The 4,697-nt window shown below is 71.4% G+C and carries 5 protein-coding genes; 4 read left to right on the top strand and 1 reads right to left on the bottom strand.

The window, feature by feature from the left end:
* A partial coding sequence (locus ACLL81_RS00025; RefSeq protein WP_411286300.1) for an AMP-binding protein occupies window positions 1–1,159 on the top strand: 1,159 nt, incomplete at its 5' end.
* A 37-nt stretch (window positions 1,160–1,196) separates the two neighbouring features.
* Here the strand turns inward: ACLL81_RS00025 and ACLL81_RS00020 are convergent.
* Window positions 1,197–2,528: an anthranilate synthase component I family protein gene (locus ACLL81_RS00020; protein WP_411286299.1), complete on the bottom strand. Its 1,332-nt coding sequence runs from the start codon at window positions 2,526–2,528 to the stop codon at window positions 1,197–1,199.
* Between the two features lie 66 nt (window positions 2,529–2,594).
* On the opposite strand from ACLL81_RS00020, the gene ACLL81_RS00015 reads away from it, so the two are divergent.
* The 3 genes from ACLL81_RS00015 to ACLL81_RS00005 form a co-directional block, all read left to right on the top strand.
* On the top strand, window positions 2,595–3,365 hold the full coding sequence (locus tag ACLL81_RS00015; RefSeq protein WP_411286298.1) for an SDR family NAD(P)-dependent oxidoreductase: 771 nt from the start codon (window positions 2,595–2,597) through the stop codon (window positions 3,363–3,365).
* Window positions 3,366–3,369: 4 nt separating this feature from the next.
* On the top strand, window positions 3,370–4,188 hold the full coding sequence (locus ACLL81_RS00010; protein WP_411286297.1) for an acyl-CoA thioesterase: 819 nt from the start codon (window positions 3,370–3,372) through the stop codon (window positions 4,186–4,188).
* 264 nt (window positions 4,189–4,452) lie between these two features.
* Window positions 4,453–4,697 (top strand): toll/interleukin-1 receptor domain-containing protein (locus tag ACLL81_RS00005; protein WP_411286296.1); only part of this gene is annotated, 245 nt, incomplete at its 3' end.

Genomic DNA, 4,697 nt, shown 5'->3' with positions numbered 1-4,697 from the left:
GCTCAACGCCGCCTACACCCCCGCCGAGGTGGACGTCTTCCTCAAGGACGCCGAACCCGCGGTGTTGATAACCGATCCGCAGGGCTACGTCGCCGCCAGCGAGAGCCACGCACCGCTCACGCAATCCGTGCCGCGAGACGCCGCCGACCTCGCCTGCCTGATCTACACCAGCGGCACCACCGGGCGCTCCAAGGGCGCCATGCTCAGCCACGGGGCGTTGGCGGCCAACGCGGTCGCCCTGCATGAGGCCTGGGGCTTCACCCCCGCCGACGTGCTGCTGCACGCCTTGCCGATCTTCCACGTCCACGGCCTGTTCGTGGCCCTGCACTGCGCGCTGTTGAGCGGCGCGCCGATGGTCTGGCTGGCGAAGTTTTCCGACGAGGAGGTGCTGGCCGGGCTTGCCCGATCCACGGTGATGATGGGGGTGCCGACCTTCTACACCCGGTTGCTGGCCAACCCGGCGTTCACCCCTGAGCGCGCGGCGGGGGTGCGCCTCTACGTCTGCGGCTCGGCGCCCCTGCTGCCCTCGACCTTTGCGCAGTTCGAGGCGCGCACCGGCCAGCGCATCCTGGAGCGCTACGGCATGAGTGAGGCGGTGATCATCACCACCAACCCCCTGGCGGGCGAGCGCATCGCCGGCAGCGTCGGGTACCCCCTGCCGGGCGTCGAGCTGCGGATCGCAGGCGCGGAGGAGACCGGCGTCATCGAAATCCGCGGGCCCAGCGTGTTCTCCGCCTACTGGCGGATGCCGCAGAAGACCGCCGAGGAGTTCACCGCCGACGGCTTCTTCATCACCGGCGACGTGGGCCGCCGCGACCCCGACGGCCGCGTCTGGATCAGCGGGCGGGCCAAGGACCTGATCATCTCCGGCGGCTACAATGTCTATCCCAAGGAGGTTGAACTGCTGTTCGACGCGCTGGCCGGCGTCACCGAGAGCGCGGTGATCGGCGTCCCCCACCCGGACTTTGGCGAAGGCGTGGTCGCCGTGGTGCTGGGGGCCGGCGACGAGGCGGCGATGATCGCCCAGGCCCGCCGCACGCTGGCCGCCTACAAGACCCCAAAGCGGGTGATCTTCGTCGACGACCTGCCGCGCAACGCCATGGGCAAGGTGCAGAAGAATCTGCTGCGCGACCGCTACGCGGACTTGTTTGCTGGCTGACCGAGCGGTTTGCGCCGAAGTGGCCGCCGGTTCGGTGTCAGAAAGCGCGACCAAGCGCTTGAGCCAGGGCGGCGATCTTGGTCTCCGTCTCCTGCCGCTCGGCCGCCGGATCGCTGTCGGCGACGATGCCGGCCCCGGCGCGGGCCTCGACGCGCCAGCCACAGGCATCCTCGACGAAGGCCGCGGTGCGGATCAGCACGCTGGAGTCCAGGCCGCCGTCCGCGCCCAGGTGGAACATGGCGCCGAAGAACGGGCCCCGCGGCGCCTCCAGCCCGGCGATCACCTTCATGGCCTGCACCTTGGGCGCGCCGGTGATCGAGCCGGGCGGGAAGGCGGCCCGCAGCAGGTCCACGGCGCTGCGCCCGGCCGCCAGCCGGCCGGTCACCGTGGAGACCAGGTGGTGGACGTTGGCGAAGCTGGCGACCTTGAACAGGCCCGGCGTCTCGACGCTGCCCGGCGCGCAGACCCGGGCCAGGTCATTGCGCATCAGGTCGACGATCATCAGGTTCTCGGCGCGGTCCTTGGCCGACGCGCTCAGGGCCTGCGCCAGGTCCGCGTCCTGCGTCGGCGTGGCGCCCCGCGGCGCGGTGCCCTTGATCGGCTGCGTGCGGACCACCAGGTCGTCGCCCCGTCGCGTTACCTGCACGAACCGCTCCGGCGAGTTGGAGACCACCGCCCGGCCGGGCAGCCGCAGGTAGGCCGCAAACGGCGCGGGGCTCGCCGCCGCCAGCCCGGCCATCAGGTCGAAGGGCCGCGCGCCCGGCCCCAGCCGGCCCCGCCAGCGACGGGCGATGTTGGCCTGGAAGATCTCGCCTGAGCGGATGCGGCCCACCACCTCCGCCACCGCCGTCTCATAGGCCTGCGGGTCGTCGGGCTCGAGCCGGCAGGCCGGCGGCTGGGGACCGGGGGCGGGGAGGCCGGTCCACGCCAGCGCCCGATGGGCAGCCACCTGCGCCTCGGCCGGCGTCTCGCCGCGTCCCACCGCAAACATCCGGCCCGCGTCGTGATCGAAGGCCAGCAGGGCGCGGTAGCGGGCGCAGGCCATGTCCGGCCAGCCGTCCAGCCGGCCGAGGCCCAGCGGCTCCACCCGGTCGGCGAGGTCGTAGCTGAGCAGGCCGGCGACGCCCCCCTGGAAGGGCGGGCCGTCCGCCAGGGTCTCGCCCCCCGGTCCAGCGAAGGCCGCCAGGGCCTGGAACGCGTCCCGCGGATCGTCGGCCGGGACTGCCAGCACCGCGTCCGGCTCCGCCAGCACATAGGACCAGCCTGCGCCCGCCGACAGGAACGCCAGGCTCCACGGTCGGTCGGCGAGGCCGGCCAGCACCGCCACCGGCGCGCGCCAGGGCGCTTCGATCATCGCGACGTGGCGCATGCCCCGCCATAGCGCGGCGGCGTGCGGGCGGCTATGGCAAGTCCCAGCAACCTTAGGAGCGTGACCATGGACCTGCAGCTGACCGGCAAGACCGCGGTGATCACCGGCGGATCGCGGGGCATCGGCCGCTCCATCGCCGAGGCCTTCGCCGCGGAGGGCGCCAAGGTGGCCATCTGCGCCCGGGACGGGGCGCAGGTGGAGGCCGTCGTGCAGGCGCTGAAGGCTTCGGGCGCGGAGGCCTGGGGCGCCGCGGCGGACATCGCCGACGGGCCGGCGCTCAAGGCCTTCATCACCCAGGCCGGCGAGACCCTGGGCGGCATCGACGTGCTGGTCTCCAACGCCAGCGCCCTGGTCCAGGGCGTGCGCGATGAGGACTGGCAGGCGATGTTCGACATCGACATGCTGGGCGCCGTGCGCAGCTTCGAGGCGGCCAAGCCCTTCCTGGAAAAGGCCGCCGCAGCCAACGGCGACGCCGCCTTCATCATTACCTCGTCGGTGTCGGCGGCGGAGGCCACCGGCGCCTCGGCCTATGGAGCCATGAAGGCCGCCCTGATCCACTACGCCAAGGGCCTGGCCCGGGAGAACGCCGCCAAGCCGATCCGCTGCAACGTGGTCTCGCCCGGCACGGTGCTGTTCGACGGTGGGGTCTGGGGCGATGTGCGCGACAACCATCCCGGCTTCTTCGCCCAGATGATCAAGCGCAACCCCACCGGGCGCATGGCCACGCCGGAGGAGATCGCCTCGGCCACCGTGTTCCTGGCCAGCCCGCGGTCGGGCTTCACCACGGGGATCAACCTGCTGGTGGACGGGGCCATCTCCACGCGGGTCAACTACTAGCCTCATGACCGACCTGTTCTTCGACCTGCGGGCCACCCACAACCCGCACCGCTGGTACATGCCGCTCACGCCCGCGGTCTGCGTCGGGCCCACCGACAACCTGTTCATGTTCGGAGGGGTGGGCCTGGCCTCGGCCATCGGGGCCATGGAGCGCACCTGTGGACGGCCGGTGATCTGGGCCACGGCGCAGTACCTGTCCTACGCCCGGCCCCCCAGCGTGGTGGACCTGGACGTCTGGGTCCTGGCGGCGGGGCGCTACAACAGCCAGGCCCGGGTGGTGGGTCACGTGGACGACAAGGAGATATTCACCGTCAACGCCGCCCTGGGCGAGCGGCCCAGCGACCTGTCGCGCCAGTGGGTGGTCATGCCGGACGCGCCCCGGCCCGAGGACTGCGACCCCGCCGACCATTGGCGCGGCGACAGCCAGGGCCTGCACAGCCGCATCGAGGTGCGCGTCGTCAAGGGCCGCTACGGCCGCGACCGCGATGGCAAGCCGGAAGACGACGGCCGCTCGCTCCTGTGGATCCGGCCCCGCGAACGGTTCGCCGTGGACGCCTCCATGCTGGCGGTCATGGCCGATTTCGTGCCCTCGGGCCTGGGCAATGCGCTGGGCAAGAACGCCGGCGGCAACAGCCTCGACAACACGCTGCGGGTCCGCCGGATCGTCCCCACCGAGTGGGTGCTGTGCGACATCCACATCCAGGGGGTCCACGGCGGCTTCGCCCATGGCGCCATGTCCCTGTTCGCCCAGGACGGCGAACTGATGGCCACCGCCAGCCAGTCCCTGATCGTCCGGGTCCGCGAGACCGCGCAGGACCGCTAGACCGAGCCACAATGTCCAGCGGATGGGTGGGTGACGTTTTAGACCGGATAGATGGGTGAACCTCGCAGGATAGCGAGGCGTGGCCCGGCCTCGCCGATTGCAGGGCCGCGCAGCCATAGCGCGCCGACGCCCAGCCTGGATGGTTGTCCAAGCTTTCCGCAACAGATAGCTTGCGGTCGGGGCGGAAAAATACGCGGACAGGCATCGATCTGCCCCGCAACGGTACGCGTTCCCAGTTGGGCTTGTCTCCCTCGAGGTGTCGCAGTGCCTGACGTCTTCCTGTCCTACAACCGCGAGGATCAAGCCGATGCGCGGCAGTTCGCCGAAGCCTTCGAGGCTGACGGGCTGGCCGTGTGGTGGGATGCGGCGCTGCGTTCCGGCGAGGCCTACGATCAGGTAACTGAGGAGGCGCTGCGCAGCGCCAAAGCGGTGGTGGTCCTGTGGTCGAAGCGCTCGGTTGTATCGCGGTGGGTGCGGGCCGAGGCGACGCTGGCCGACCGGCAGAAGAC

Origin of the sequence: Phenylobacterium sp., assembly GCF_046590535.1 — a bacterium.
GTDB lineage: Bacteria > Pseudomonadota > Alphaproteobacteria > Caulobacterales > Caulobacteraceae > Phenylobacterium.
Note: the sequence above shows the minus strand (reverse complement) of the source record. Positions and strands in the feature narration are given on the sequence as shown.

Excerpts from the sequence above, each read along its gene's own strand:
- ACLL81_RS00020 (WP_411286299.1), bottom strand. The coding sequence starts at position 2,528 with ATGCGCCACGTCGCGATGATCGAAGCGCCCTGGCGCGCGCCGGTGGCG.
- ACLL81_RS00015 (WP_411286298.1), top strand. The coding sequence starts at position 2,595 with ATGGACCTGCAGCTGACCGGCAAGACCGCGGTGATCACCGGCGGATCG.
- ACLL81_RS00010 (WP_411286297.1), top strand. The coding sequence starts at position 3,370 with ATGACCGACCTGTTCTTCGACCTGCGGGCCACCCACAACCCGCACCGC.